This window comes from Clostridium pascui, from assembly GCF_016908015.1.
GTDB lineage: Bacteria > Bacillota > Clostridia > Clostridiales > Clostridiaceae > Clostridium_AK > Clostridium_AK pascui.
Genome location: NZ_JAFBDB010000002.1, coordinates 267,941 through 294,350 on the forward strand (window position 1 = coordinate 267,941; position 26,410 = coordinate 294,350).

At 32.8% G+C, this 26,410-nt stretch carries 24 protein-coding genes; 22 read left to right on the forward strand and 2 right to left on the reverse strand.

Features of this window, described 5'->3' with window-relative positions; genetic code table 11:
• The first annotated feature begins 85 nt into the window (after positions 1 to 85).
• The 22 genes from JOC70_RS06405 to JOC70_RS06515 all read left to right on the forward strand — a co-directional run bounded on the left by JOC70_RS06405 (position 86) and on the right by JOC70_RS06515 (position 24,448).
• Positions 86 to 1,228, forward strand: a complete 1,143-nt coding sequence (locus JOC70_RS06405) for a hypothetical protein (protein WP_204598062.1) — start codon at positions 86 to 88, stop codon at positions 1,226 to 1,228.
• Between the two features lie 105 nt (positions 1,229 to 1,333).
• Positions 1,334 to 2,797: a cell wall-binding repeat-containing protein gene (locus JOC70_RS06410; protein ID WP_204598063.1), complete on the forward strand. Its 1,464-nt coding sequence runs from the start codon at positions 1,334 to 1,336 to the stop codon at positions 2,795 to 2,797.
• Positions 2,798 to 2,846: 49 nt separating this feature from the next.
• The gene (locus tag JOC70_RS06415; RefSeq protein WP_204598064.1) at positions 2,847 to 3,590 is read left to right on the forward strand and encodes a YveK family protein; all 744 of its coding nucleotides are present in this window, start codon (positions 2,847 to 2,849) and stop codon (positions 3,588 to 3,590) included.
• Between the two features lie 15 nt (positions 3,591 to 3,605).
• Positions 3,606 to 4,382, forward strand: coding sequence for a tyrosine-protein phosphatase (locus tag JOC70_RS06420; RefSeq protein ID WP_204598065.1), 777 nt, complete (start codon positions 3,606 to 3,608; stop codon positions 4,380 to 4,382).
• 20 nt (positions 4,383 to 4,402) lie between these two features.
• Positions 4,403 to 5,095 (forward strand): CpsD/CapB family tyrosine-protein kinase, encoded by a 693-nt coding sequence (locus JOC70_RS06425; protein WP_204598066.1) that lies wholly within the window; start codon positions 4,403 to 4,405, stop codon positions 5,093 to 5,095.
• A gap of 562 nt (positions 5,096 to 5,657) precedes the next feature.
• Positions 5,658 to 6,365 carry a sugar transferase gene (locus JOC70_RS06430; protein ID WP_204598067.1) on the forward strand — a complete coding sequence of 236 codons (708 nt, stop codon included), beginning with the start codon at positions 5,658 to 5,660 and terminating at the stop codon, positions 6,363 to 6,365.
• Positions 6,366 to 6,432: 67 nt separating this feature from the next.
• Complete coding sequence (gene rfbA / locus JOC70_RS06435) at positions 6,433 to 7,332, forward strand: glucose-1-phosphate thymidylyltransferase RfbA (protein ID WP_204598068.1); 900 nt, start codon at positions 6,433 to 6,435, stop codon at positions 7,330 to 7,332.
• A gap of 35 nt (positions 7,333 to 7,367) precedes the next feature.
• A complete protein-coding gene (gene rfbB / locus JOC70_RS06440; protein ID WP_204598069.1) occupies positions 7,368 to 8,423 on the forward strand; it encodes a dTDP-glucose 4,6-dehydratase in 1,056 nt (351 codons plus the stop codon).
• Positions 8,424 to 8,434: 11 nt separating this feature from the next.
• Positions 8,435 to 8,992 carry a dTDP-4-dehydrorhamnose 3,5-epimerase gene (gene rfbC / locus JOC70_RS06445; RefSeq protein ID WP_204598070.1) on the forward strand — a complete coding sequence of 186 codons (558 nt, stop codon included), beginning with the start codon at positions 8,435 to 8,437 and terminating at the stop codon, positions 8,990 to 8,992.
• 19 nt (positions 8,993 to 9,011) lie between these two features.
• The gene (gene rfbD / locus JOC70_RS06450) at positions 9,012 to 9,890 is read left to right on the forward strand and encodes a dTDP-4-dehydrorhamnose reductase (protein WP_204598071.1); all 879 of its coding nucleotides are present in this window, start codon (positions 9,012 to 9,014) and stop codon (positions 9,888 to 9,890) included.
• 551 nt (positions 9,891 to 10,441) lie between these two features.
• Positions 10,442 to 11,677: a beta 1-4 rhamnosyltransferase Cps2T gene (gene cps2T / locus JOC70_RS06455; protein ID WP_204598072.1), complete on the forward strand. Its 1,236-nt coding sequence runs from the start codon at positions 10,442 to 10,444 to the stop codon at positions 11,675 to 11,677.
• A gap of 146 nt (positions 11,678 to 11,823) precedes the next feature.
• Entirely contained in the window at positions 11,824 to 12,267 is a 444-nt protein-coding gene (locus JOC70_RS06460) for an FAD synthase family protein (protein WP_204598073.1), read from the forward strand.
• 13 nt (positions 12,268 to 12,280) lie between these two features.
• Complete coding sequence (locus JOC70_RS06465) at positions 12,281 to 13,141, forward strand: LicD family protein (RefSeq protein ID WP_204598074.1); 861 nt, start codon at positions 12,281 to 12,283, stop codon at positions 13,139 to 13,141.
• Between the two features lie 508 nt (positions 13,142 to 13,649).
• Positions 13,650 to 14,612, forward strand: coding sequence for a capsular polysaccharide synthesis protein (locus tag JOC70_RS06470; RefSeq protein WP_204598075.1), 963 nt, complete (start codon positions 13,650 to 13,652; stop codon positions 14,610 to 14,612).
• 441 nt (positions 14,613 to 15,053) lie between these two features.
• Positions 15,054 to 15,941: a glycosyltransferase family 2 protein gene (locus JOC70_RS06480; protein ID WP_204598077.1), complete on the forward strand. Its 888-nt coding sequence runs from the start codon at positions 15,054 to 15,056 to the stop codon at positions 15,939 to 15,941.
• Positions 15,942 to 15,952: 11 nt separating this feature from the next.
• Positions 15,953 to 17,248 carry a hypothetical protein gene (locus JOC70_RS06485; protein WP_204598078.1) on the forward strand — a complete coding sequence of 432 codons (1,296 nt, stop codon included), beginning with the start codon at positions 15,953 to 15,955 and terminating at the stop codon, positions 17,246 to 17,248.
• Complete coding sequence (locus tag JOC70_RS06490) at positions 17,241 to 18,266, forward strand: glycosyltransferase family 2 protein (RefSeq protein ID WP_204598079.1); 1,026 nt, start codon at positions 17,241 to 17,243, stop codon at positions 18,264 to 18,266. Before JOC70_RS06485 ends, JOC70_RS06490 begins: the two co-directional genes overlap by 8 nt.
• A gap of 637 nt (positions 18,267 to 18,903) precedes the next feature.
• Positions 18,904 to 20,061 carry a polysaccharide pyruvyl transferase family protein gene (locus tag JOC70_RS06495; protein WP_204598080.1) on the forward strand — a complete coding sequence of 386 codons (1,158 nt, stop codon included), beginning with the start codon at positions 18,904 to 18,906 and terminating at the stop codon, positions 20,059 to 20,061.
• Positions 20,058 to 21,602 (forward strand): oligosaccharide flippase family protein, encoded by a 1,545-nt coding sequence (locus JOC70_RS06500; protein ID WP_204598081.1) that lies wholly within the window; start codon positions 20,058 to 20,060, stop codon positions 21,600 to 21,602. The genes JOC70_RS06495 and JOC70_RS06500 overlap by 4 nt, the downstream gene beginning before the upstream one ends.
• Before the next feature lie 45 nt (positions 21,603 to 21,647).
• Complete coding sequence (locus tag JOC70_RS06505; protein WP_204598082.1) at positions 21,648 to 22,838, forward strand: Coenzyme F420 hydrogenase/dehydrogenase, beta subunit C-terminal domain; 1,191 nt, start codon at positions 21,648 to 21,650, stop codon at positions 22,836 to 22,838.
• A 102-nt stretch (positions 22,839 to 22,940) separates the two neighbouring features.
• Positions 22,941 to 23,864 carry a UTP--glucose-1-phosphate uridylyltransferase GalU gene (gene galU / locus JOC70_RS06510; protein WP_204598083.1) on the forward strand — a complete coding sequence of 308 codons (924 nt, stop codon included), beginning with the start codon at positions 22,941 to 22,943 and terminating at the stop codon, positions 23,862 to 23,864.
• A 149-nt stretch (positions 23,865 to 24,013) separates the two neighbouring features.
• Positions 24,014 to 24,448, forward strand: coding sequence for a peptidoglycan-binding protein (locus JOC70_RS06515; RefSeq protein WP_204598084.1), 435 nt, complete (start codon positions 24,014 to 24,016; stop codon positions 24,446 to 24,448).
• A 61-nt stretch (positions 24,449 to 24,509) separates the two neighbouring features.
• Here the strand turns inward: JOC70_RS06515 and JOC70_RS06520 are convergent, their stop codons facing one another.
• The gene (locus JOC70_RS06520; RefSeq protein WP_243429061.1) at positions 24,510 to 25,226 is read right to left on the reverse strand and encodes an ATP-binding protein; all 717 of its coding nucleotides are present in this window, start codon (positions 25,224 to 25,226) and stop codon (positions 24,510 to 24,512) included.
• Positions 25,201 to 26,178, reverse strand: coding sequence for a DnaD domain-containing protein (locus JOC70_RS06525; RefSeq protein WP_204598086.1), 978 nt, complete (start codon positions 26,176 to 26,178; stop codon positions 25,201 to 25,203). The genes JOC70_RS06520 and JOC70_RS06525 overlap by 26 nt, the downstream gene beginning before the upstream one ends.
• Positions 26,179 to 26,410 lie beyond the last annotated feature (232 nt).

The window sequence follows — 26,410 nt, forward strand, 5'->3', positions numbered from 1 at the left end:
TAAAAATTTTAATCAGACAAAATTTTTAATTATCGATAACAAAAACTGATAATTAAATAATTATAACTGAAGGTGGTACAGGGTAATGAAAAGAACATTAAGAAACATATTGGCAACGTTGACAGCAATGGTCCTATTAATTGTAGGTTGTATAGCACTTGCTTTTAATAAACAAGGATATACTCTAAATGATTCTTCAGCAGAAAGCATCATAAATAAAATAACTGCTGCTGAGAAAAATGAAAAAATGATAACTTTGACAAAAGAAGAAATAAACTCACTGCTTTCAACGGTTTATAAAAAACCAAAACAAAAGGGAAATATAACCGTAAAGACTCCTCAAGTTGACTTAGAAGGGGATAAGGTAGCGGCAAAAATTCCTATAACTTATAAATCTATGGAAGTAGTTTTATGGACAAATGGAACTATATCTCAAAATGAAGGATACATAATATATTCCCCGGATAGCTTTAAAGTAGGAAAATTACCGATTCCAAAATCAATAGTTGTAAGTAAGTTAAAGTCTCAGCTTAAAGATGAAAATATAGCTATAAATGGCTCTGATATATTAATAAATAAAAAATTAATTCCATTTTCAATAACGGATATAAATGTAAAAAATGGAATAATGGATATAAAAATTAGCAAAATTTCCCCAAGTTTGTTGTTAGATGGTGGAAAAAGTGTTAAAATTGAATTGGGAAAATTAAAGAATGAGTTAAATGCATTAAAAGAAAAAGGACTAACAGCAGAGCAAAATCAAGAGATTCAGGAAATTATAAATAAAATAGATAAAAGTTTAAGTTCTAATTCCCAGGAAATATTGCAGAATATTGTAAAGGACATTGATAATATATCGAAAAATATAAAGGATGGAAGTAAAAAGCAGGAAGTTGAGAAGGTAAAAGAAGAGGTAAATAAGAAACAAGAGGAAATAAATAAAAATTTGGCGCAAGCTAAGACTTCACTTGCAAGACTTAGCGGACAGTTATCCGCGGCTCAGGGTGCGGTAACTTCTTCAGGAGGAAGGCAAGCTATAGGTATACTGATTTCAACAACAAGCAAAATGGCATCAAATCCATCCTATAATTATGGAGGAGATGCAGCAGCTGCAAGAAGTATATATAATAAGCTTACAGCGCAGGAAAAGGCTCAGGTAAAAAATGCCATATTTTCAAATGTAGATATGAGTAATGTAAGTCAAATAAGACAGTTACTAGGAATGTAAATAAAAATTAATACTAAATATTATATAGTTAATAGTTCTAAGGGAAAATTCACATATTAGCTTGTTAACTATAAAAATTAATTAAACGACTATGGGAGGGTTATGATGAATAATAAGAAGATATCTTTAGCACTGGCGGTAGGGTTGATGCTTATGCCTGTATCAGCAAAGGCTGCAGAAGATACTGGAAGTTTCAAGAGATTAAGTGGTAACAACAGATATGCAACTGCAAAGGCAATTTCAAATTACGGATGGACAAGTTCCAACTATGTAATAATAGCACAAGGAGAAAATTTTCCTGATGCGCTTTGTGCAGTGCCGCTTGCAAAAAAATATGATGCACCAATACTTTTAACTTCAAAGGATGCTTTAAATCAAGATGCGGAAGAAGAACTAATGAGACTTGCTCCTTCAAACATAATAATTGTTGGCGGAGAAGGTTCTATATCTGCAAAAGTTGAAAAGTACATAAAGGATACATTTAAAAGCGCAGCATTAGAAAGAATTGGTGGAAGAGACAGATTTGAAACCTCCACTAAAATTGCAGAAAAGTTAGATTTCAATGGAGAAGTAGCACTAACTTCCTCAGTAAGTTATGCAGATGCACTTTCCATGGCACCAATAGCTGCAGCTAAGCAGATGCCAATACTTTTAACTCCTAAAGAAAATTTATCTAGTTATACATCAAATTATCTTAAGGGAAAATCAGTAGACAAGGCTTACATAATAGGTGGAACTGGAGTTGTAAGTGAAACCTTAAAAAATAACATAGCAAATTCCAAGAGAATATATGGTGAAAATAGATTTGCAACTAACGTAGCAATTTTAAAAGAGTTTAGCAGTGAACTAAGCAAGGAAAATATATTTGCAGCCCTTGGAAACGGACCAAAGGGTAATGAATTTGCAGATGCATTATCTGGAGCAGCACTGGCAGCAAAGATGAATGCACCTATGATACTCACAGATAAAGCGCTGCCTAAGGAAATTAAAAACTATATAGCTTCTGACATTACAAAAGAAGCAAATTTATTTGCACTTGGCGGAGAAGCAGTAGTTTCAAATACTGTTGTAAACGAAATAAAGGCAAGTAAGGGGCAAGGAACTGATGTTACAGATCCAGAAGTTCCTGTAGACCCAGAGGTGCCAGTAGACCCAGAAGTGCCAGGAGGCGGTGGCGGAGTTCCAGGAGAGGTTACTAAGCTGGAGGTTGAATCTGTATACCTAAAGGCTGACAATGGGACTACAATAAATGGAAGTATAGGCGATGGTACAATTTCAGTAAAGATTCCAGCAGGATTTGATGCTAAATTTACTAAAGTAGTGGTAACAGCTTCAAATAATATAAAAAGTGCAGTAGTTGCAGGAACAACAGTGGATGCAGATACCATAAAAAGACTTTATGGAAGCAACAGAAAAAACATGGACTTAATAATATACTTAAGAGATCAAGGGTTGGATGCAGAAGGAGACGGGTTATCAGCTTCAAGCATTATGATGTTAAATAATAACTCTATAAAATTAATAGATGACAACGGAAGCAGCATAACTTATAGATTGTCAATTAAATAATAAACAGGCCGGCTTCTACCGGCTTCGTTTTTAAGGAGGAATAAAATTAATGGAAGAGGAAATAACCCTAGACCTTCGGGATCTTTTTATAATGTTAAAAAAAAGAGTTAAATTAATAGTTGCTATAACTGTGGCATGCACCTTGTTTTCAGCAATATTAAGTTTCTTTATAATAAAACCTACCTTTGAGTCAAGAACAAGTATAATAGTAGGTAAGCCTCAAGAAACTGAATCAAAGCTTAATAATAATGATGTTGCAATGTACCAAAAGCTTATAAAGACCTATGCTGTAATTGCAAAGTCTGAAAGAGTTGCTCAAAATGCATCAGTTAAATTGGGCATAAAATATACACCAAAAGAAATTCAAGGAATGATAAATGTAACGCCGCAGCAGGATACGCAGGTTCTTGAAATAAAGGCAGAAAACAAAGATGCTAAAGAAGCTGCAGCAATAATAGATGCAGTGACTTCAGCCTTTGTGGAAGAATCTAAAGCATCCTTCCCAACAGGAGGAACCATTGAGGTTCTTGATAGAGCAAAGGTGCCTGAAAAACCAATAAAGCCTAAAAAGGCTATAAATGTAGCTATAGCTTTCTTTTTAGGGCTTATGGTATCCGTTGGACTTGCATTTGTACTTGAATACATGGATAAGACTATAAAGACAGAAGAAGATGTTGAAAGATATTTAGGGCTGCCTGTTATAGGAATAATTCCAAAGCAAGTAGAAGAAACCCAAAAAAAGCATTCAGCTGTTTCGATGAGTAGAGTTATATCAAAACAAGCAGAGGGCTAAAAGAGGTGATACTCTATGTTTGATATACATAGCCATATAATTCATGGTATAGATGATGGTGCAAAGACTTTAGAAGAATCCTTGAGTATGATAAGTACAGCGCAAAGTGAAGGGTTTGAGTATATTGCTGCAACTCCTCATTATGCAAGAGGATATTATGAAAACTCATATGATAACATAAGGGAAAAAGTAAAAGAGCTAAATAATATCTTGAAGGAAAAAGATATAAAGATAAAAGTATTACCTGGACAAGAAGTGTATATAGATGATCATACATTAAGAGATTATAAAAGTGGGCTTTTAGGATGTATTGGTGATTCAAGTTATATGCTTGTAGAGTTTCCTATGGATACATTACCTAAAAATGCCCTGGATATTTTATATGAATTAAGGGTGAGAGGAGCAAATCCTATTATTGCTCATCCTGAGAGGTATAGATATTTTATAGAAAAACCTTCTTTGATAAATAGATTTTTAGAAGAAGAATACCTTTTTCAAATAAATACAGTTAGTTTAAAAGGGGTGTTTGGAAAAAAAGTTCGGGATACAGCGGTAACTTTTATAAAACATGGAATAGTGAGTTTTGTAGGATCGGACTGTCATAGCTTAAATAAAAGATGCCCGGGTATTAAAGATGGAATTGATTTAATAAATGAAATTTCACCAAATATTATAGAGGATATAGAAAAGAACTATGGATGTTTATTACAAGATAAACCTATGGAAGTTAATTATAGTTTAATTAAAGAAAGGAAGAGTATATTTAGCTTTCTAATAAAAAACAAGACATAAAATTAATTGGAGTGAAGAAAATGAAGGTTTCAGAACTTATTACTATAACAAAACCACTGTCACCTATTTCAGAATCATATAGAACACTTAGAACCAATATAAAGTTTTCATCTGTGGATAAGGATATAAAGGTCATAGTTGTTACAAGCTCAGGCCCTGGAGAAGGAAAATCTACTACAGCATCAAACCTTGCTGTAGTTATGGCTCAAACAGGTAATAAAACTGTAATCATAGATTGCGATCAAAGAAAACCAAGACTTCATAAGGTATTTAACCTATCTAATGAAAGAGGTATATCCGATGTGTTGGCAAAGGAAATAAAATTTGAAGATGCAATTCAAGATACTGGAGTAAAGGATTTAGCTATAATTACATCAGGTACAAAGCCTCCAAATCCTGCGGAGCTTTTAGCTTCGGGAGCTATGAAAGAGTTTTTAGAGTCATTAAGAGAAAAATATGACACTATAATAATAGATACTCCTCCTATAGTTGCAGTAACAGATGCCCAGCTATTATCAAGATATGCAGATGGATGCATACTTGTAGTAGCATCAGAGCAGGCAGATAGAGATGCAGCCATGAAAGCAAGGGAGCTTTTAGAAAAAGTGGATGCTAATATGCTTGGAGTAGTATTGAACAAAGTTGATGGAAGTCATAAAGGATATTATGGAGCTTACTACAGTTATTACGCAGAAGAAGAAGAGAAAAAATAAAAAAATATGTTGTACATCTAGTAGATTCTGCAGGAGATATTAAATAAATCTTGCAGAATTTCTATTTATCCTCTTATCTTGGAGAAAAATGTCGCAAAATTTTTTTGAACAATTAAATTCACATTACTTTAGCAAGATAACTATCTAATAACATAAATATTTTGAAAAAAGTTTAATAAAAATAAGGTTTTTAAAAGGAAAAATGGAATTAAATTCAACATTATCACACTAAAATTTGAAAATAAAAGCATGAAATATATAAAATACATAGCGCTTATTACATATATTGGAATAAAGGACAAGGAAAGATTTAATTACACTTTCAGCTGAATTAAAAAAAATCCTATAAGCATCTTTTTTAGTAAATCATGGAAGTCTAGCAAAGGATATAGAAGTTATTATAAGCTAAATGGAGTATTTCCGGAGTATTGCCCAATGAGTCAAAAATATGCCCTTTTATAGATGTTGGCAAATTGTTATATAATAACTATGCTGTTAACTATTTATTAATGATTTGTTAACGAATCAGAATGTATAATAAAGGGTAGAAGGGGGAGTAAGGATGCAAGAGGTAAGGCTTGAAAGAGAAATGGAAACAAACCAAAATATGTTATTTCCAAAGGAAATAGAGATACCGCAGAATTATTCAAAACAATATAATAAAAGTAAAACTTATTTTTTTATAAAAAGGACAATAGACATAATTAGTGCCTTAGCTGGGTTAGTTCTTATGGCTCCCATAATGTTAATTACAGCAATTTGTATTAAGATTGAATCTAAAGGCCCTATAGTGTTTTCTCAAGAAAGAGTGGGAGAAAAGGGTAAGATATTTAAAATGTACAAGTTCCGTTCCATGGTAATAAATGCTGAGGAACTTTTAGACAAGCTTCAAGAAAAAAATGAAATGACAGGCCCAATGTTCAAGATAAAGGAAGATCCAAGAATCACAAAGACAGGAAAGTTCATAAGAAAGACAAGCATAGATGAGCTCCCACAGTTGTTTAATGTGTTAAAAGGAGATATGTCATTAGTAGGCCCAAGACCAAGCCTTCCAAGGGAAGTTATGAAGTTTACAAAGCGCCAAAAGTTAAGACTCATAGCTAAACCGGGACTTACCTGTTATTGGCAGGTCAGCGGAAGAAACAAAATAGGCTTTGAAGAATGGATGGAGCTTGACATTAAATACATAGAAGAAAGAGACACCTTAACAGACGTTAAGTTGATATTTAAGACTTTTGGAGTGCTGTTTGGGGATGAAAATGCATCGTAGTTTAGGATTTGACATTGAAAGTTTATGATTTGCAGTTGAAAATTTAAGAAATAATGGAGGTAAATTAATGAAGGGAATAATATTAGCAGGAGGATCGGGCACTAGACTTTATCCAATAACGAAGTCAGTATCAAAACAAATATTACCTATATATGATAAACCAATGATTTACTATCCTTTATCAGTACTAATGCTTGCGGGTATAAGAGAAATACTTATAATCTCAACACCTAGAGATATAAATTTCTTTAAAGAACTATTAGGAGATGGAAGTCAACTTGGATTAAAGTTTGAGTATGCTATTCAAGATGAGCCAAGGGGCCTAGCGGAGGCATTTATAATTGGAGAAGATTTTATTGGAAAAGACAAAGTAGCACTAGTTTTAGGAGATAATATATTTTTTGGGTACGGATTTACAGAAAGATTAGAAAAAGCAGTAGCAAGAGAAGATTCTACAATATTTGGATATCATGTAAGCAATCCGAGAGATTTTGGGGTTGTTGAATTTGATGAAAATAATAATGTAATTTCTATAGAGGAAAAACCACAAAATCCTAAATCTAATTATGCAGTACCTGGACTTTATTTTTACGATAATGATGTAATTGGAATAGCAAAAAGTATAAAACCATCAGCAAGAGGTGAGTTGGAAATAACTTCTATAAACAATGAATACTTGAAAAGGAAGAAGTTAAAAGTAGAACTTTTAGGTAGAGGAATGGCTTGGCTGGATACTGGGACACATAGAGGGTTACTAAATGCATCTAACTTTGTTGAGGCAGTTCAAACTAGACAAGGATTATATGTAGCTTGTATAGAAGAAATAGCTTATAGAAAAGGTTATATAAGTAGAGAACAATTATTAACATTAGCTGAACCACTTTCAAAGGTTGAATATGGTGAGTATCTTATTAATATAGGTAATGAATCTGGTGAAGTAGCAAAGGAAGTTGCCGCTACTATGTAATGAATGTAAATAATTTGTAGCTTGGAGGAAGGGACATGAAAACTTATTTAGTTACTGGTGGAGCAGGATTTATAGGTTCAAATTTTGTTCTATATATGTTAAACCAATATAACGATATAAAGATTATTAATCTTGATAAACTTACATATGCGGGAAATTTAGAAAATCTTAAGAGTATAGAAAATAATCCTAATCATATATTTGTTCAAGGAGATATATGCGATAAAGAATTAGTTGAAGGATTGTTTAAAAAATATGATGTAGACTATGTAGTGAATTTTGCAGCAGAATCCCATGTTGACAGAAGTATAAGAGAACCAGAAATATTTGTAAAAACAAATGTTTTAGGAACTGTGACGCTATTGAATGCTGCAAAAAACTCATGGGAAACAAAAGATGGCTTTAAACAGGGAAAGAAATACTTACAAGTATCTACTGATGAAGTATATGGTTCTCTTGGAGAAAGTGGCTTCTTTATGGAAACAACACCTTTAGATTCACATAGTCCATATTCTTCAAGTAAAGCAGGAGCAGATTTGATGGTTAAGGCTTACTTTGACACGTATAAAATGCCAATTAACGTAACAAGATGTTCTAATAACTATGGACCATATCAGTTTCCAGAAAAGTTAATACCATTGTTGATAAATAACTGTCTAAATCATAAAGATTTACCTGTCTATGGAGATGGATTAAATATAAGAGATTGGTTATATGTAGAAGACCATTGTAAGGCTATTGATAAGGTTATAAATGGTGGAAGAATAGGCGAGGTTTATAATGTAGGTGGACATAATGAGAGGACTAATATTCAGATTGTTAAAACTGTAATAAGCTATATAAATGAACATGTGGACAAAGAAGTAACTGAGAATTTAATTAAATATGTAGAAGATAGAAAAGGCCATGATAGAAGATATGGTATAGATCCAAGTAAAATAAAAGAAAAATTAGGTTGGTATCCTGAAACCACATTTGAAGTTGGAATAAAGAAAACTATAAAATGGTATTTAGATAATAATGATTGGATGAATAATGTTACGAGTGGAGATTACCAAAATTATTACAGTAAAATGTACGAGGTTAGATAGGAGGACAAAATATGGGACAGTTTAAATTTATTAAGACTCCTATAGAGGACTTATATATTATTGAGCCTAAGGTTTTTGGAGATCACAGAGGCTATTTTATGGAAACATATAATTATGAAGACTTTAAGGAAGCTGGATTGGATATGGTATTTGTTCAGGATAATCAATCTAAATCGAGAAAAGGTGTACTTAGAGGTATGCACTTTCAAACCCAATATTCTCAAGGGAAATTAGTTAGAGTAATAAAGGGAGAAGTTTTTGATGTTGCAGTAGATTTAAGAAAAGAATCAAAGACATATGGACAATGGTATGGTGTACTTCTAAGTGAAGAAAACAAAAATCAATTTTATGTTCCCGAAGGATTTGCTCATGGTTTTTTAGTTACATCTGATGAGGCTGAATTTGTATATAAATGTACTAACTTATATCATCCAGAATTTGAAGGTGGGATTGCTTGGGATGATCCAGATATAAATATACAATGGCCTTTACAAGGAATAGATGAAGTACTATTATCTGATAAGGATAAGAATGCTCCAACCTTGAAAAAACGTAAAATAGAATTTTAATCTCGAGGAGAGAAATGATATGAAAATACTAATTACAGGCTGCATTGGACAACTAGGTAGTCAAATTGTTAATATATTAAAAACAGGAGCTTCAGAGTTAGGGTCTATATCAGAAGAATATAGAACAGCTGAGATTATAGGGGTTGATGTAGAAGAACTGGATATATCAAATTTACAATCAGTAAGGGAATTTATAAATGATATTAAACCTAATATTGTCATTAATTCAGCGGCTTATACTAACGTAGATGGCTGTGAGAACAATCAAGATTTAGCTTTTAAGGTGAATTCTTTAGGACCAAGAAATCTAGCAATTGCTTGTGAGGAAGCTGGTGCAAAGCTTATACATATATCAACAGATTATGTGTTTGAGGGTAATGGAACAGTGCCTTATACAGAATATGATATAACTAATCCAGTAAGTGTGTACGGGAAAACAAAGTTACTTGGAGAAAATTATGTTAGAGAGTTTTCTTCAAGATATTTTATAGTTAGAACTGCATGGCTTTATGGATATAATGGGAAGAACTTTGTTAAGACAATTATAAAAGCTGCGAAGGAAAAAGGACATTTGGACGTAGTAGATGATCAAAGAGGTAATCCAACAAATGCTGAGGATTTGGCTCATCATATTTTGAAGTTAGGTTTAACTGAGGAGTATGGAGTATATCATTGCACAGGTGCCGGTGAATGCTCTTGGTATGATTTTGCTAAGGCTATTGTTGAATACGCAGGGATAGATTGTACTGTTAGTCCAATTACTTCTGATAAAATTAATAGAGCAGCTAAAAGGCCGAGCTTCTCATCTTTGGATAATATGATGTTGATATGTAGTGTGGGCGATGAAATGAGAGAGTGGAGAGAGGCTTTAAAAATTTTTATTCAAAAGTATAGATAGACATTATTATAAGTTTAGAAGATAACAATAAAAGCACAATAAGATAGTAAAATATTATGTTGTAAGTCACAGAGGATTACTATGAATAAAAAGCTGATTTTTCAAATTAATATAATTATAAGTGAGAATGTGTGATATTATACAACATTATTGAAGCATTGATAAAAATAGATATTTTATGATAATATTTATAATATATTGTTCTTTTATGGAATTTTAGATTAAATTTGATAGTAGAAAAATTTTAGACAAGCAGAATCGACGTATTGTCGCGTTTTGATTGTCTAAATGCCATAAAAATATAGAATTCACAGTTTAAAAATGTATTTTACTTTAAAATGTCGTATGAATGAATACTTTATTTGATTATTCTATATTTAATGAAGGTGCTTATATATTTATGAAAAAATTTAAGTGGAGTGAAATAATATAGAAGAAACACATTACAGACCTAATAAGGGGTCAGATTGCTAAATCAAGAATGACTGTGAGTGACCATAAGTATTCAGGGAGTCACAGTCCATAAATACAGAGTTGTGGAGAGAAATACTATGCAGAAGAATGTACAACATGTCTTTTTAGTCGGTGCGAAGAGCCTCGGTGCTTATGGTGGGTATGAGACTTTCATTAATAAGCTGACTGAGTATCACCAGAATAATGAAAAAATTAAATATCATGTGGCATGCAAGGCCAACGGTGATGGCTGCATGGACGAAACGAAAGTGGATGGAGTAACTAAAATATCCGATACTGAGTTTACTTACCACAACGCTCACTGTTTCAAGATTTATATTCCTAATATCGGTCCTGCACAGGCTATTTACTACGATGTTGCGGCCCTTCATGAATGTTGCAAATACATCAAGAAAAATAGAATCAACAATCCTATCGTGTACATCATGGCCTGTCGTATTGGACCATTTGCTGGGCACTATTATAAAAAAATCCACAAGCTCGGCGGTAAGGTTTACCTAAACCCGGATGGACATGAGTGGATGAGAGCCAAGTGGTCTGCACCGATCAGAAAGTACTGGAAGATTTCTGAGCAGATGATGGTGAAGTACTGTGATCTTGCTATCTGTGATTCTGTGAATATTGAGAAGTATATTCATGAGTGTTATGACGGAAAGGGTATCCACGGAGTAAATCCAAGTACGACTTTCATCGCGTATGGTGCAGAGACTAGAAAGAGTCAGCTTGCTGATGATGACCAGAAACTGCTTGATTGGTATCAGCAGAAAGGCTTGACCGCAAAGAGCTACTACTTGGTAGTTGGTCGTTTCGTGCCGGAAAATAACTACGAGACCATGATTAGGGAATATATGAAGAGCAAGAGTGAAAGAGATTTCGCTATTATCACTAATGTGAATTATAAGTTCCTGGAGGAACTGGAGGATAGACTGCATTTCAAGAGTGATCCGAGAATTAAATTCGTTGGAACTGTGTATGATCAGGAGTTGCTTATGAAAATCCGTGAAAATGCGTATGGATATTTCCATGGTCATGAGGTTGGTGGTACTAATCCAAGTTTGCTTGAGGCACTGGGTAGTACTGATCTAAACTTGCTTTTGAATGTAGGTTTTAACCGTGAGGTTGGCGAAGACGGGGCTTTGTATTGGGACAAGGGTGACGGTGAGCTGGCAAATCTCATTGAAAAGGCTGATGAGATGAGCGAGAAAGAAATCAAAGCTTTTGGCGTGAGGGCGAAGAAGAGGATTTCGGATGAGTATAGCTGGGAACATATTGTGGATTTATATGAAAAAGTGTTTCTTAACGGCGTGAAATAAGCGTCTTTATGCCAAGTAAAAGGGTATGAGGAAATGATTAAAAAGAATGTAAGTTTTTTATGAATAAATCAAATCAACCTCGTATAAATAAATATATCATAATTGTAGAGGGATGATTAATAACTCATTAGGAGGAAATACAAAGCATGGAAAACAATAAAAACATTATCGGATATACAACGGGTGTCTATGATATGTTTCATATTGGTCACTTGAATGTAATACAAAGAGCTAAAGAACAATGCGATTATCTGATTGTGGGAGTAAGCACTGATGAACTCGTACAAGATGATAAAGGGAAAACACCGGTTATCCCATATGAAGAGAGGGTTGCTATTGTAGCTGCGTTGAAATATGTGGATCAAGTTGTCCCACAATCAGATAAGAATAAGTTTGGTGCATGGGCTAAATACCATTTTAATAAAATGTTTGTTGGATCAGACTGGAAAGGCACTCCGCAGTGGAAAAAGTTTGAGGAAGAATTTGAGCCCGTTGGAGTAAAGATAGTGTATTTACCACATACAGATGGAATTTCTAGCACTCAATTGACAAATTTTATTAAGAACACTTTAAAAAATGAAGAAAAATAAGGGGCGCAAGGTTATGAAAGAAGAATATTCCATCAAAGACATTCAAGATGTGATCCTGTCAATTGTGAAAGACATAGATTCATTTTGCCGTAAAAATGATATTACATATTATCTGATGGGCGGATCTGCGCTTGGAGCTATGCGTCATAAGGGTTTTATTCCGTGGGATGATGACTTGGACATCTTTATGACAGTTGAAAACTATGAAAAGTTCCTCTGCTTATTTCAACGGGAAGGAAATAAAGATAAATATTTCCTACAGCGTGAAAATACTTCTGAATGGCCTCTTTTCATGAGCAGGGTGTGTTTGAAAGGGACGACTATGGTCAGTGATGAGTTTAAGTTCAATTTTAAACAACATCACACCGTATTCGTGGATATTATGTGTCTTTATTCAGCACCATCAAATGATTTTGCTCACAGGATGCAGTATATTGCAGCACAGATGCTACGGATTAATGCACTCGCTATTTGCAATTTCCCGAATGAAAGTGTCGTAAAGCGCATGGTTCTTGGTGTTTCTAAGATTGCAGTAAATTCTGTGACTAGACCAATGTTGATTAAATATGTTCATGGATATGAGGGGAAAAATACTGAACTAATGGGGCATTACTTTGGCAGAGCACGTTATAAGAAGACTTCATTTCCTCGTAAGTATCTTGGAAAGCCAAGATATGTACCGTTTGAGAACACAGAGCTTCCGGTATTTGAGCAGGTTGAGGAATACTTGGAAACCAGGTTTGGCTCGAAGTGGATGGAGATGCCAAGCCAAGAAACAAGAGACCAATACCCGATTCACGGTAATTTCGTTGACTTGAAAAAGGATTATACTGAGTACATGAACAAAGAGCGTACAAAGTGGCTTTATGAGTAATTGCGATAATTCGATAATTTAGAAACTCACCTATGTGTATGATGAATAAGATTGTGCGTAGGTTCGCTGAAACTAAGAGTAAACATGTGAAAAATTCTACAGTAAATTGTTAATTGTGACGAGCGGTCTGGGCACAAGAATGAGCACGCGTATTCGCAAGAATGTCAATTTCAAACATGGTGGGTTAGGTACTGTAATTCATAAATATACCGTAATTGAAGAAAATGTAATGATTATGTCAAATTGACCGTTAACAGAAGTGATATTTGGGTGGCCTAGAAGCTAAAGCTCGTGAGGGGTAACACTTAAAGGCAGCACCATTATTTTTAATGGTGCAAGTAATCTTGTTGTAGGTGAAAACACCATTATTTGGGTAAATACTGACCTTACGACATCTACAGACAACAATGAAATTCTAGAATAAATTCCTGTAAGAAAGATAAAAGATAGAACAGACATTTGATGAGCGAAATATCGTTTAAATATAGCTAAGTAAGGTGGATACATTATGAGCAATTTGAAGAAAACCTTTGAAAAACAGGGTGGATGGAACTTAATAAAACAGTATTGGCAGAGCGGCGCCTTTTTCACAGCTGTTGGTGAATTCTTGTTGCTTGGCAAAAGCCGAACAGCTTTAGAAATACTGAGATTATCCACTCATCTGAAGGTAAAGCAGAAGCTACAAAAGAAGTATAGAGAAACGTTAAATATATTTGATAGTGAATACAATGAGACTTTGGCACATGAAGGCAGTAATAAGATTTGGGTATGTTGGTTCCAAGGAATTGAGAATGCACCTGTTATTGTCCAGAAGTGTTATGAGTCCATTTTGAGAAACCTTCCAGGCAAAGAAGTGGTGTTAATCACGACTGAAAACATGGCACAGTATGTGCAGTTTCCTGATTATATCATGGAAAAGTGGAAAAGCGGTCAGATTACCAATACTCATATGACAGATTTGCTTCGATTAGAATTGCTTATCCAAAATGGTGGGATGTGGCTAGATGCGACTGTGCTTTGCACTGACTCAAATATTCCAGACTACTTCTTTGATTCTGATTTGTTCTTCTACCAGTGTTTAAAGCCTGGTAGAGATGGACATAGCCATATCAATTCCAGTTGGCTGATGAGCTCGAAGACAAATAACAAGGTTTTAATGGCAACAAGATATTTGTGTTATGAGTATTGGAAAGAGAATACTCAGATTCTTGACTACTTTTTGCTACATGATTTTATTTCTATTGTGTTGGAGTATTATCCAGAAGACTGGAGACGCATTGTGCCGAGTGATAACGCAACACCTCACATTCTTCTACTGCGATTGTTTGATCAGTATGATGAGCAGATGTGGAAAGCAATTAAGGCACAGACACCGTTTCACAAGATGACTTACAAATTTAAAGAAGATCAGACGGAGATTGCGGGAACCTATTATCAGGAAATATTCGGGGAAAGTTGCATAAAATTCTGAAAAGGAAGAATGTAATATGGGCTATTCTATTTTATTTACAATTGGGCCAGAAAAAATTTTCAGAGAGGGATATTTCACCTAAGAGTTCTATACGGCCGTGATATTCCACGGAAGGATACAATAGAAAAGAATGTTGAATTTGAGCACTGCGGATTAGGAACGGTTAACAGTTCTTTTGCGACAATGGAAGACAATGTAACTATTCAGCATCACGTAACTATAGGAATACGGAATGATATGAAAACCACCACGATTTATAAAAATGTTTATATATGTGCATATGAACTGATTTTGGAGTATATAGAGATTGGAGAGAATGCTGTAATTGGAGCAGGTGCTATAGTTTTGTATGATATCGGGCCTCATAGCACATGTGTGAATCCGGTTGAACTAAAATAAATAAAGTAATAGGAGGGAATGGACATGAGGGTAGCTGTCTTAATGTCGACGTACAACGGTGAAAAGTATATAAGGGAACAGATTAACTCTATCCTTAATCAGATTGGCGACTTTGAGTTGGATTTATGGGTAAGAGATGATGGGTCCTCTGATTCAACCAAAGATATTCTTGAAGAGTATTCTGTAAAAGGAAAATTGAAATGGTATACTGGTAAAAATTTGAAGCCAGCACATAGTTTTTTGGATTTAGTTAAACATTGTGTTGGATATGATTTCTATGCTTTTGCGGATCAAGATGATTTTTGGATGCCTGACAAGATACAGAGTGGTATTTTAATGATTGAGAGGGAAAAAGGTCCAGCTTTATATTGTTCAAATGCCGAATTGGTGGATTCTAATCTAAGATCTCTTGGAAGAGCCGTCTATAAGTCAAAACCTAGGACGGATTTTGAAACCTTGGTGTGTGCAGGTGGATTGATGGGCTGCACAATGATATTTAATAACCGCTTATCATGTTTAGTTCAAGGAAAAGATTATCCTGAGAAAATTATTTTGCATGATTTTTATTTATCAGCAGTTTGCGCAGCTAATAGAGGAAGGATTTTTTTTGATCCTGAAATTCATATGAAGTATCGTCAACACGAAAAAAATGTTGTTGGTGTCTCGAGTGGATTTTTAAATAAAATTAGCAGGCGCCTTTTTGAAATAACACATAAAAATAAAGTGTGCATTTCGGAGCAAGCTCATTCATTAATTCTTTTATATGGTGATGGGATGAAATGTAGAGAAAAAGAATGGCTAAATAGAGTAGCTGAGTATCAAAACACTATTATGAATAGATTGATGTTGGCCTTATCTCATAAAACATGTTATAGCACAAGAAACGCTGCGTGCAAATTAAGAGTAGAAATTATGCTTGGAAATAGATAGGAATTGAAAATATGAAAATTAAAATTAAAAAGAAAAATATTGCAGTATTATGTATTCTTGAATTTATTTTGTTTTTTGGATTTTTTTCAAGATATATAGAGTATAGCGGTATATGGAATAGTATGCTTGCTATTGGGACCATTGTGGTTTTAGGAACTGAAAAAAAATGTAGGAAATCATTTATAAGAAATAGACGTTTTATGATTTGTTTGTTGTGCACCATTTTATTAATAGGTATGGGCATTATTTTTGCGAACAGTAATGAATTTTTGAAAGATAATTTGCTCACTATGCTTTATCCGTTTTTAATATGTGCAATTATTTTCTCTGTAGCGTATGCCAAAAGTGAAGCAGTTTCCAACTTTTTTGATATGAATTTTTATCTAGTAAATGCTATTTGGTTGATTAATTTATTTGTTCTTTCCCGACAGATTACTGGGTCTGGATTTATGATTAAGTCGTCTTGGTTAGCATTAAATGGATTTTATGCGGATCAATCTTGTGGACTATTTGGAAACTCTGGAACGCATGAATTGGGGTTATTTTCAATTTTTGTGCTTCTGTATAATTTTTATTATGTTGACTTTAAGGTGGAAAGTTCAATCAAAAGAAAAGCTTGTCTATTTTATACAATAATTACTGAAGGAATGATGCTATATTTCTCAACTTATAATGAAAATATGACTCTATTTTTGTTGATGCCGATATTTGCAATTATGTATATCCTTCTGAAAATAGACTGGACAAGTCACAATGTTGTGAAAAGAGTTTCAAAACTTGGGAAGTATTTTTTATTGATGTTGGTGATGGTTGCTATAATACTTAGCGTTCCGCAACAGAGGAATTATATCTATGAAGAACTAAGTGCTAGAGTTATGAAAATATTGACTTTTGATGTGTCAGTGATAAATGGAAGTAATGAGAGATTGGCGATTCCATATTACGGTTTAACAAATGAATGGGGTTGGAAATTTGGTAAAGGAATAGGTGCTTGGCGCTTACATAAAGGTGGATATCTAGGGTTTAATCACTTTGGTTTAAGCAGTGTTGGCTCTTTTATTAATTTAGGTGGTATATGGTTTTATCTTTTGTATTGCTTTTTGAACGCAATTATGTTGCAAGAAATTTGTAATAGAGGACGAAAATCAGGGATGTTTCTTATTGTTACATTGTGTTCTGTAATATTGTTATCTATCTATACGGTAATATTTACATCAAGTGTTTCTATAATTTGGTTAGCATTGAGCTTTGCCATTTTGGGTGAAATGAAGAAAGGTATAGATGGTAAGGAGGATTTTAATGGATAAGAGCATAAAAGTTAGCATAATCATCCCACTATATAATACACCAGAAGCATATTTCAAACGGTGTATAGACAGTATATCTAGCCAGCAATATACAAATTACGAAATTATAGTTATTGACGATGGCAGTAGAAATGAATTGAGTGCAGCCTATGAAAAAATTTGCAGTTCACATAAAAACATCTTATTTGTTACACAAGAAAATAGTGGAGTATCATCTGCACGTAATAGAGGGATTACTTTAGCGACAGGGTATTATATTGCCTTTGTTGATGGTGATGATACTGTAGCAAAGTCATTTTTAGCTGAGGCTTTGCGGTATACGATTGAAGAATTGCCAGATTTGATTATTGGGCAAATTCAATATATTCCAAACAATAAAGCTGTTAGCTATGAATGTGGAGAAGTGTACATTAATGAAGATACTATAGCAGACCTAAAAAAAGCTATCTTAGGAATCCCACAGAATCATATAAATTATCCAGTTTTAGGGAGCCCATGTGGAAGATTATATAAAAAAGAAATATTAAAGGATGTAAGATTCCCAGAAGGTGTTTCCCATTGGGAAGATCAGTTATTCAATCGTTCTGCTATTGAATACGTAAAGTGTGCTGTTGTGGCATCTCAGTGCTGGTATAATTATTATCAAAATGATTTTTCGGCAATGCATAATAATTTTAATCAAAACTATATTGCAAATGCGAGACCTTTTTGGGCTTTGTGGAATGAAATGAACATAAAAGAGACCGATATATTTATATCAAAGGAGTTATATAAGAAGAATATCAATTTCTTTTATGCGGCTATACATCTAAATCTTGTATATCTTCAAATACCGTGGAGTGAAAAAAGAAATATTATAAAAAAACTTAGTAATGAACCTATTTTTTTGAAAACTGTGAATGAATTACAATATGGAGATTTGGATAAAGTAAGAGATAAGATTAGATTATTTGGAATGAAACACAAGTTATATGCTTTTATGTATTTTATGGTTAAGCAAAAAATGCGATTTGAGTAATTGTAAAGAGATAAGACCGAGGCCATCGAGGAATAAATATGGTAATTGTCATCATGGGGATTTTCAAAACTACTATTAAAATTCTTCTAAAAAAGGCATAATTTTAAAATTAAATTAACAGATATATTATTTTATACTCAAGGAATAGCTAACTTGATTATTATAATTTACATATTTATATTGAATTATGCAAACAAGCAAGGATTAAAAAACTTTATAGTAAAAGACTTGTTCTGGATATTAAATATTTATTTTATTATGAATATTCCAAAAAAAGTAAAATAAATAGATGGAACTTACTTTTTAATGAGATATGTACAGTATAATCCTATGTATAAAGCTCATATAACTGAATTAATTGGAGCTAGTGGAACGCATGAATTAACTTTTTACTGGATTTTATTAGCACTCACAAACTTATATAAACATTTAAAGAGCAAAAGAATATATATATTAATATTAGCAGGTATGCAAATTATCTTTATGTTTATAATATCGATTCAAAATGATAATACAGCGTTTTTTGTACTTTTCCCAATTATAATAGTGCAATATTTTATTAAAATTATAACAAAGGGAACTGTATAATAGTTCTGAAGTTGTTAAATTATTTAACAATATGAAGGAGAGAAAGATTATGAAAAAAATCGGCATTATTACTTTAAATGGATACTTTAATTATGGAAATAGGCTGCAAAACTACGCTTTACAAGAGGTATTAAGGTCTTTAGGATTTCACGTAGAAACCATTCTGATTGATAATAATACTAGTAACACGAGAAGGAAGAATATTAATCTAATTAGTAAAATAAAAAAAATAAAAGGAATGAAAATTAATAAGATATTTGAAAAAACAACCTTTAAATTATGGTACTATACACATAAGAATAAAATTAAAAAGTATAATAATGAGAGGGTACAAAGATTTATAAAATTTACACATGATCATATATTAGAAACCAAGTATTGTATTTCTGATAATAAAATTCTAAATGATCTAGCTAATAGCTATGATTACTTTGTTACTGGAAGTGATCAAGTTTGGAATCCAAGATATAATAAAGGATCTTCTATATATTTTTTAACATTTGCACCAAAAATAAAAAGGGTGGCATATTCACCAAGTTTTGGTCTGTCTAGTATACCTACCGAATATTTAGAAAACTATAAAACTTGGATTTCTGAAATGGCAAGCATATCTGTTAGAGAAGAGGCCGGAGCTAGAACTATTAAGAAATTAACAGGAAGGGATGCTCCTGTGCTTATAGACCCAACGTTAGTTTTATCTAAAGGAAAATGGTTATCTATTGCAAAACACGCACCTAATAAACCGAAAAAAAGATACTTATTAACTTATTTTCTTGGGGAAGGTATACATAATCATAAAGATGTAATAAAACAAATTGCCTTAGAAAATAAACTGGAAATAGTAAATTTAGCTAATATTAAAGATTTTAAGGCATTTATTACATGTCCAAGTGAATTTATCGATTACATTAATTCAGCAAGTATGTTTTTTACAGATTCTTTTCATGGTTGTGTATTTTCAATTTTGTTAGAAAAACCTTTTATTGTATTTGATAGAATTGAAAATGGTCCTTCAATGAATTCAAGAATAGATACTTTGCTATCTACTTTTAATTTACAATCAAGAAAATGGGAAAATATTAAAGATAAAAAACAAGTTTTTGATATAGATTATTCGCATGTTCAACCAATTTTAGAAATAGAACGTCAAAAAGCTTTTAATTATTTAAAAGAGGCTCTAAATGTTAAGGATGAGGATAAGTTATGAAAATTAATCAGCTAAAAGCAGGAGCTATTTTGTCATATGCCTCAATGGGGCTTGGATATATTATATCAATAGTATATACACCTATAATGCTTCGCTTATTAGGACAAAGTGAATATGGACTATACAATTTAGTATCCTCAGTAGTCAGTTATCTAGGCTTACTTAGTTTTGGGTTTGGTAGTGCCTATATGAGATATTATTCTCGCTACAAAGTTAATAAAGATGAAGAAAACATTGCTAAGTTAAATGGTATGTTTTTAATTGTTTTTTCAACAATTGGGTTTATTGCAATTTTAGCAGGAATAGTACTTGTTTTGAATATAGATCTGATATTTGGAAAGAAGCTTACTACGAGTGAACTTAATACGGCGAAAATTTTAATGGCAATAATGGTATTTAACATTGCATTATCATTCCCAGCAAGTGTATTTAGTTCACATATTACTGCTAATGAAAAATATGTTTTTCAAAAATTACTACAAATGATTAAGACACTAATAAATCCTATGGTAATGTTGCCAGTTTTGTTAATGGGATACAAATCAATAGGAATGGTAGTTGTTACAACTAGTTTTAATATTATAATAGAAATAAGTAATACAGTATTTTGTCTTAGAAAGTTAAAGATGAACTTTATATTTAATAAGTTTAATTTTTATTTAATGAAAGAAATAATAATTTTCTCATCATATATATTTTTAAATATGATTATAGATCAAATTAACTGGAGTGTAGATAAATTTGTATTAGGTAGGTTTAGAGGTACTGTGGCTGTGGCTGTGTATGGTTTAGCATCGCAGTTAAATACTTACTATTTATCATTATCAACTGCTATTTCAAATGTGTTTATACCAAGAGTTAATAGAATGGTAGTAGCAAGTAATGATAATAGGGAGCTAACCAACTTATTTACACGTGTAGGTAGGGTGCAGTTTATCTTACTTTCTTTGATTTGTTCAGTGCTAATATTCTTTGGACAACCTTTTATTAATATGTGGGCGGGAAGTGATTATAGTGAAGCATACTCAATAGCATTGCTTCTTATTATTCCGGTTACAATTCCTTTAATTCAAAATTTAGGTATTGAAATCCAGAAAGCTAAGAATATGCATAAATTTCGTTCTTGGATCTATTTATTTATTGCAATTGGAAATATGTTTTTAAGTATTCCACTTACTAAATCGTACGGTGGAGTAGGAGCAGCATTAGGTACAGCAATTTCCTTAATAATAGGAAATGGAATAATTATGAATGTATATTATCATAAAAAAGTTGAGCTTGATATGAGATATTTCTGGAGTAAAATATTGAGTTTCATTCCAGCCTTGCTATTACCAGTAATAGTAGGTATTATAATGGTTTTATTTGTAGACATGAATCATATTTTAGTGCTCTTAATGTGTGGAATTATTTACGTAGTTGTATTCTCTATTTCTATGTGGTTCATAGGAATGAATCAATATGAGAAGGATTTAGTAGGTAAGCCAATATCAAAATTAATCAAAAAAGTAAAGTTAAACACAGGAAAATGTTATGAATAATAAAACTAATAAACTATTGGGATTTTAGCATAGAGGGAGAGAATTATGATTACAATTAATGATAAGAAAGATTGTATGGGATGTCATGCTTGTTCAAATATCTGCCCTAAAAGTTGTATTACTATGAAAAGTGATAGTGAAGGTTTTTGGTATCCTTCTGTAGATTATAATAAGTGTATAAAATGTGGCGTGTGCGTAAAAGTTTGCCCTATTATAAATAAAACAGTAGTTCAAAATAATCCTAGAGCTTATGCTTGTTATAATAAGAATGAAACTGTTAGGTTAGAAAGTTCATCAGGTGGTATTTTTACGCTATTTGCGGAACATATAATTAATAATGGTGGTGTCGTTTTTGGAGCAGTCTTTGATAAAAGTTTCTCAGTAGTTCACAGCTATGTGGAGACAAAAGAAGGATTAGAAAGATTTCGTGGTTCTAAATATGTTCAAAGTAAAATAGGAGATACATATAAGCAGGCTAAAGAATTTTTAGACGAAGGTACAAAGGTGCTATTTACAGGAACGCCGTGTCAGATTGGTGGATTGAAATCTTATTTGCAGAAAGACTATGGTAATTTATTTTGTATAGATATTATTTGTCATGGAGTACCATCACCAAAAGTTTGGGAGAAATATATTTCTTATCAACAGAATTGGAATGAGTCAACAATACGCAAAATTATTTTTAGATCTAAGGATAAAGGTTGGAAGCGATACTCAGTATCAGTCTCATTCAATAATGCTATAGAGTATCTACAGACTTTTGATAAGGATTTATTTATGAAAGCATTTTTAAAAAATATTTGTTTACGCCCATCATGTTATAAATGTGATTTTAAAACGTTACATAGACAAAGTGATATCACTCTTGCAGATTTTTGGGGAATTCAAAATGTATTACCGGATATGGATGATGATAAAGGGACATCACTTATTTTTGTTAACAGTATTATTGGACAATACATGTTAGAAAATATAAAAGATAAGATTTTATATAAGGAGACTGATATAAATGAAGCTATATTCTATAACTCGTCAGCAATAAAATCTGTTAAGTATAATCCAAAACGAGAAAACTTTTTTAAAGAAATAAATCAATTATCTTTTGATAAATTAGTACAAAAATACTGTTCGGATAATATATTAGTGAGAATAAAGAAAAAATTAAAAGCTGTGGTACGAACAATATTAAAGAAGATAGGGTTATTGGTTGTAGTAAAGAAATTATTAGAAATTTAATATATAAGATTTTTATAAGGAAAGTGCTATAGGGCAGAATCTTTATAAAAAATTTATCAAAGATTAGCATTTGTTTACAGGGCTTATGAGGGGGAGTTATAAATGAAAATTAGAAAAGCAGTCATTCCAGCGGCAGGTCTTGGAACAAGATTCTTACCTGCAACTAAAGCTCAGCCAAAGGAAATGCTTCCGATAGTAGACAAGCCTACTATTCAATATATTATAGAGGAAGCCGTGGAGTCGGGGATAGAAGAAATACTTATAATTACTGGCAGAAGTAAAATTTCTATAGAAAATCATTTTGATAAATCGGTGGAACTAGAATTAGAACTTGAGCAAAAGAATAAACAAGACTTACTTAAGGTTGTACGAGATATAAGTAATTTAGCAAATATACATTTCATTAGACAAAAGGAACCTAGAGGACTTGGACATGCTATAAGCTGTGCTAAGAGCTTTGTAGGTAATGAGCCCTTTGCTGTAATGCTTGGAGATGATGTGGTAGATAATGAAACTCCTTGCTTAAAGCAGCTTATAGATTGTTTTAGTGAATATAAAACTTCAGTACTTGGAGTTCAGCGCGTGGCACAAAGTGAAGTTTCTAAGTATGGAATTGTTAAAGATTTAAAGATAGAAGGCAGAGTTTGCAAGGTTAAGGATTTAGTAGAAAAACCAAGCATAGAAGAATCTCCATCAAACATAGCAATCCTTGGAAGATATATACTTATGCCAGAAGTATTTGATATACTTCAAAATACAAAGCCAGGCAAGGGTGGAGAAATTCAGCTAACGGATGCACTAAAAACACTATTAGCTCAGCAAGCCATTTATGCCTATGAGTTTGAGGGCAGAAGACATGATGTGGGTGATAAATTAGGTTATCTACAGGCAACGGTAGAAATGGCTTTAAAAAGAGAAGATTTAAGAGAACCTTTCATGGAATACTTATTAAACACAATTAAATCAGAGGAAATTAAAATCTCTGCCGCAGCTTCTAAGGAAGCAGCCGCAACTAAACAAAACTAAGGACAACTAGTTAAAGTAAAGTGAGAATATCAGACCCAGCAGAATAAAGAAATATTCTGTTGGGTTTTTATTTTTATAGTTATAAATTGTAAATAAAAGAAGGAAAATGTTTAAGAATATAGAAATTAATATATAAAGGGGGAGATATAATGAAAAAGTTAAAAAGTTTATTCTTATCGCTATTAATAGCATTACTTTTTAGTAGTACTTCTTTTGCACATCCAGGCAGAACTGATTCTAATGGTGGACATTATGTGAGAACATCTGGATGGGGATATAAAGTGGGAACTTACCACTATCATAGTGGCCCTTATGCTGGGTGTACAGTAAATTATAGCGGTGAAATACCACAGGCATTTAAGACTAAACCTACAAACAGTTCTAGCAGTTCTAGCACAATAAGTAATTACGGACAAGTACAAAAAATTCAAACTAAATTAAATAGCCTTGGTTATAATTGTGGAACTCCTGATGGAATTATGGGAGCCAAGACAAAGGAAGCCATCATGAAATTTCAAAAGGCAAACCAATTAACTGCAGATGGCATAGCAGGGCCTCAAACTTTAAAAAAATTGGGATTATAAATTATATTGAATATATATTATTTTTTCAGTAGAGCAAGGTTTCTCTACTGGATTTTTTATTTTACCCTCTATTTTCTCCATTAACCCTATAGTTATTTTCCTTCCCTAGTATTTCTATGGTGTTGCCCCTGCACATTTCAAGTATTCGGCTTCCTACTGCCTCGTCAAGTTCTAGAAGCTTTTCCATGGTGCATTCGCTGGAAATTATCATGGGAAGGGTATTTAAATACCTGTAATTTATTATTTCAAACATAATGTTTATGTCTGATTCGGTGATTTTGCCTTTAAATAAATCATCTATTACTATAAGTTCTGAGGTTTTGTATTTTCCAAGAATTAAGCTATAGCATTCTCCATCCAGCATGTTTTGTTTAATTTTAGTTATAACATCCCTATAGGGCATATAAATCCCCTTTACTCCCTTGTCCATTAAATTAAGAGCTATAGCCGTGCACAGGTGAGTTTTTCCACTTCCAACTTGTCCAAGAAAGGCTATGCTGTTATTTTTTTTGTGTTTTATTTCGTCAAAACTCTTAAGATAGTTTAAAGCTGCCATTTTACATTTTCTGCTTACAGCATTATATATTTTATAGTTTTTTAAATTAAGCTGTGAGCTATCCACATTTAGCCCTGCAAGCTTCCACTTGGACTTAATATTACTTTTCATGGTGCAGCTGCAGGGAGTGATAATATCTTGATATCTGGCATCACTTTTTACAATAAAGCCAACCCCTCTGCATATAGGACAAATATCATAAAAATTCTGCGAAGTCCTCATCTGTAAACTCTGGGAACTCTGGTTCATCAGGTCTAAATCCTGCGTATTTTCCTTGGACCTCTCTTTGAGTCTTTTTATTATAGCTTGGATGTTGTCTGTTTCCCCAGTTTGAGCATTTCTTTGTTCCATGACTATCATCCTTTCTTTCCTTTGCTACCTCGGAGGTAGAACCTTTATTTTCCAGATGATCCCTTTGGATTTTCAAAGCTTCTTTATAGCTTTGCATATACTCCTGCACCTCACTTATGGTATGCAAACCAAGATCCGTCCAGTTGTATAAAATGGACTCTATATATCTAAAGGTTCTAACCCTGTTTTCCACAGCAATTTCCATGGCTTTTATAATTAAATCTCCGCCGTTTAAATCCTCATACAAAAGCCTTAGCTTTTCACGCTCATAGGGAGTTGGCAGGTGCAGGTTTGAGCTGAAAAAGTTAATTATATATTCAAAGCTTACTTTTCCTTCCAGGGGTCTGGCACCGTTTTCTACCACTACAACATCCTTGAGGTTAGTCTCTGGAGTAATCTCTGGTATTGCTTTAGTTAAATTAATCTCATCCACTGCTAAGTTTGAGTAGTTCCCCTGGTGAGTGGCTTCATCCATTTGTTCTTTATTAGCATAGATTAAGTTATCATCTTTTTCTTGAAGCTTATTTAAGGCATCATAATCTATGCTGTACCACTTGGTTTTATCCATCTTACATTTGTTAAAATTTGAAGATAGGATTATTCCCATGTCTTCAAGTTTTTTTATAAGTCTTCTTATGGTGCTTTCACAAAAGAAAGGAAGCTGTTTTTGCCAATTTGCATAGCTGTTAAATATCCAGGGTCTTCCTTCTATGATATGAGTAGATTTTTCAAGCCAATAGCTCATTTGCTGAAGGATTATACTTTCAGACACTCCAAGTACTACTGCTAGATTTACATCAATAACAACACATTTTTTATCCATTATGTTTTCCTCCTTTTTTCTTTTGAACCAGACCCCTGGGATTTAACCCCATGGGTCTGCCCCCAAAAGAAATCCTCTCTCTATACATAAACAAATCAGCTTGCTCAAAAAAGACAGCAAAGTAAAAAACTTTTTTTATTTTCCTGTCTTTTTTGGAGGAACTTATTTGTTTTATATAATATACAGGGATAAATTATCCTAATGTGTAAATATAAGTATTATATGGGGGGAG

Coding starts and splice junctions, on each gene's coding strand:
- JOC70_RS06405 (WP_204598062.1), top strand. CDS start 86: ATGAAAAGAACATTAAGAAACATATTGGCAACGTTGACAGCAATGGTC.
- JOC70_RS06410 (WP_204598063.1), top strand. CDS start 1,334: ATGAATAATAAGAAGATATCTTTAGCACTGGCGGTAGGGTTGATGCTT.
- JOC70_RS06415 (WP_204598064.1), top strand. CDS start 2,847: ATGGAAGAGGAAATAACCCTAGACCTTCGGGATCTTTTTATAATGTTA.
- JOC70_RS06420 (WP_204598065.1), top strand. CDS start 3,606: ATGTTTGATATACATAGCCATATAATTCATGGTATAGATGATGGTGCA.
- JOC70_RS06425 (WP_204598066.1), top strand. CDS start 4,403: ATGAAGGTTTCAGAACTTATTACTATAACAAAACCACTGTCACCTATT.
- JOC70_RS06430 (WP_204598067.1), top strand. CDS start 5,658: ATGCAAGAGGTAAGGCTTGAAAGAGAAATGGAAACAAACCAAAATATG.
- rfbA (WP_204598068.1), top strand. CDS start 6,433: ATGAAGGGAATAATATTAGCAGGAGGATCGGGCACTAGACTTTATCCA.
- rfbB (WP_204598069.1), top strand. CDS start 7,368: ATGAAAACTTATTTAGTTACTGGTGGAGCAGGATTTATAGGTTCAAAT.
- rfbC (WP_204598070.1), top strand. CDS start 8,435: ATGGGACAGTTTAAATTTATTAAGACTCCTATAGAGGACTTATATATT.
- rfbD (WP_204598071.1), top strand. CDS start 9,012: ATGAAAATACTAATTACAGGCTGCATTGGACAACTAGGTAGTCAAATT.
- cps2T (WP_204598072.1), top strand. CDS start 10,442: ATGCAGAAGAATGTACAACATGTCTTTTTAGTCGGTGCGAAGAGCCTC.
- JOC70_RS06460 (WP_204598073.1), top strand. CDS start 11,824: ATGGAAAACAATAAAAACATTATCGGATATACAACGGGTGTCTATGAT.
- JOC70_RS06465 (WP_204598074.1), top strand. CDS start 12,281: ATGAAAGAAGAATATTCCATCAAAGACATTCAAGATGTGATCCTGTCA.
- JOC70_RS06470 (WP_204598075.1), top strand. CDS start 13,650: ATGAGCAATTTGAAGAAAACCTTTGAAAAACAGGGTGGATGGAACTTA.
- JOC70_RS06480 (WP_204598077.1), top strand. CDS start 15,054: ATGTCGACGTACAACGGTGAAAAGTATATAAGGGAACAGATTAACTCT.
- JOC70_RS06485 (WP_204598078.1), top strand. CDS start 15,953: ATGAAAATTAAAATTAAAAAGAAAAATATTGCAGTATTATGTATTCTT.
- JOC70_RS06490 (WP_204598079.1), top strand. CDS start 17,241: ATGGATAAGAGCATAAAAGTTAGCATAATCATCCCACTATATAATACA.
- JOC70_RS06495 (WP_204598080.1), top strand. CDS start 18,904: ATGAAAAAAATCGGCATTATTACTTTAAATGGATACTTTAATTATGGA.
- JOC70_RS06500 (WP_204598081.1), top strand. CDS start 20,058: ATGAAAATTAATCAGCTAAAAGCAGGAGCTATTTTGTCATATGCCTCA.
- JOC70_RS06505 (WP_204598082.1), top strand. CDS start 21,648: ATGATTACAATTAATGATAAGAAAGATTGTATGGGATGTCATGCTTGT.
- galU (WP_204598083.1), top strand. CDS start 22,941: ATGAAAATTAGAAAAGCAGTCATTCCAGCGGCAGGTCTTGGAACAAGA.
- JOC70_RS06515 (WP_204598084.1), top strand. CDS start 24,014: ATGAAAAAGTTAAAAAGTTTATTCTTATCGCTATTAATAGCATTACTT.
- JOC70_RS06520 (WP_243429061.1), bottom strand. CDS start 25,226: ATGAGGACTTCGCAGAATTTTTATGATATTTGTCCTATATGCAGAGGG.
- JOC70_RS06525 (WP_204598086.1), bottom strand. CDS start 26,178: ATGGATAAAAAATGTGTTGTTATTGATGTAAATCTAGCAGTAGTACTT.